Source organism: Nonomuraea sp. NPDC049758, assembly GCF_040674635.1.
Taxonomy (GTDB): domain Bacteria; phylum Actinomycetota; class Actinomycetes; order Streptosporangiales; family Streptosporangiaceae; genus Nonomuraea.
In genome coordinates, this window is the sequence record NZ_JBFAMZ010000069.1 from 1 (window position 1) to 1,364 (window position 1,364).

Sequence of the window (1,364 nt, forward strand, 5' to 3'; positions counted from 1 at the left end):
TAACCGACATAATTGGTACGTCAGTTAGATTAGAAGGGGTCGCTGGTGAGCATCAGCATCGGCAACATCTGCATCGACACGAACGACCTGGCCGGCAGCACTGCCTTCTGGCAGGCGGTCACCGGATACCAGGTCGCGTCCTCGGACGAAGGCGTCACCTACCTGGAGGACGCGAACAAGAGCGGCGTGGGCCTGTCCCTGCAGGCCGTGCCCGAGGGCCGGGAGGGCAAGAACCGGCTGCACCTGGACCTGTTCACTGATGACCTGGCAGGCGAGGTCGGCCGGATTCGGGCCCTTGGCGCGAGTGAAGTGCGGCGCTTCGACGGCTGGGTCGTGCTGGCCGACCCCGAGGGCAACCAGTTCTGCGTCGTCGCCGCTTAGACGAACTCGCCACCGCGCGACACCCGTTTCCACCACTACAGGAGAGAACAGATATGGCCTCCGTGCATAAAGAGATCATCATCGATGCCGACCCCACGGCCGTGTGGGCGATCATCAGTGACTTCACCGACGGGCCCGTCCGGATGGCGCCGGGCTTCGTCACCGACAGCCGACTCGACGAAGACGAACCGGACGTCAGGATCGTCACGTTCACCAACGGAACGGTGCTGCGGGAGCGGCTCATCGCGCTCGACGATGAGCCGCGCCGGCTCGTCTTCTCGGTCATCGGCGACACCATGCAGCCAGAACACGACAACTCCTCGATGCAAGTCTTCCCGCACGGGGACGGCGGCAGCCGGTTCGTCTGGATCCACGACGTGCGACCGGGCGACCTCACCATCCCGATGGGCGCCGGAATGGACCACGGCCTGAGCATCTTCAAGCAGACGGTGGAGTCCGCCGCGCCTGACGCGAAGGACAACGCATGACCACCCGGCTGACGATCAGCGGCTTCGACTACCGGACCATCCCCAGCGCCAACGGCGTCAACCTCAACGTCGCCGTCGGCGGGAGCGGGCCGGCCGTGGTCCTGCTGCACGGGTTCCCGCAGACCCACTACATGTGGCGCCACGTCGCGGCGAGGCTCGCCGACGACCACACGGTTATCGTCCCTGACCTGCGCGGCTACGGCGACAGCGACAAGCCGGACGGGAGTGACCCCTCCACGTACTCCAAGCGCACCATGGCTCAGGACATCGTGACGGTCGCGTCCACCCTCGGCGTGGACCACTTCGGGCTCGTCGGGCACGACCGCGGTGCACTGGTCGCCGTCCGCGCAGGCTTGGACCACCCCGCCATCGTGGACTACCTGGGTATCCTCGACGTCCTGCCCACCCTCGACACATGGGCCGTTCTGCAAGGAGTCGACGCCAAGGTCGCCTGGCACCTGTACCTGATGGCTCAGCCCATCGGTCTTCCCGAGA

3 protein-coding genes are annotated in these 1,364 nt (G+C 66.0%); all 3 read left to right on the plus strand.

Annotation, left to right across the window (positions count from 1 at the left end; translation table 11 throughout):
• The first annotated feature begins 45 nt into the window (after positions 1–45).
• Positions 46–381 (plus strand): VOC family protein, encoded by a 336-nt coding sequence (locus AB0J46_RS51920; protein WP_364344947.1) that lies wholly within the window; start codon positions 46–48, stop codon positions 379–381.
• A 53-nt stretch (positions 382–434) separates the two neighbouring features.
• Positions 435–869, plus strand: a complete 435-nt coding sequence (locus tag AB0J46_RS51925; RefSeq protein ID WP_364344950.1) for an SRPBCC family protein — start codon at positions 435–437, stop codon at positions 867–869.
• On the plus strand, positions 866–1,364 hold a 499-nt coding region (locus AB0J46_RS51930), incomplete at its 3' end, for an alpha/beta fold hydrolase (RefSeq protein ID WP_364344953.1). The genes AB0J46_RS51925 and AB0J46_RS51930, both read left to right, overlap by 4 nt.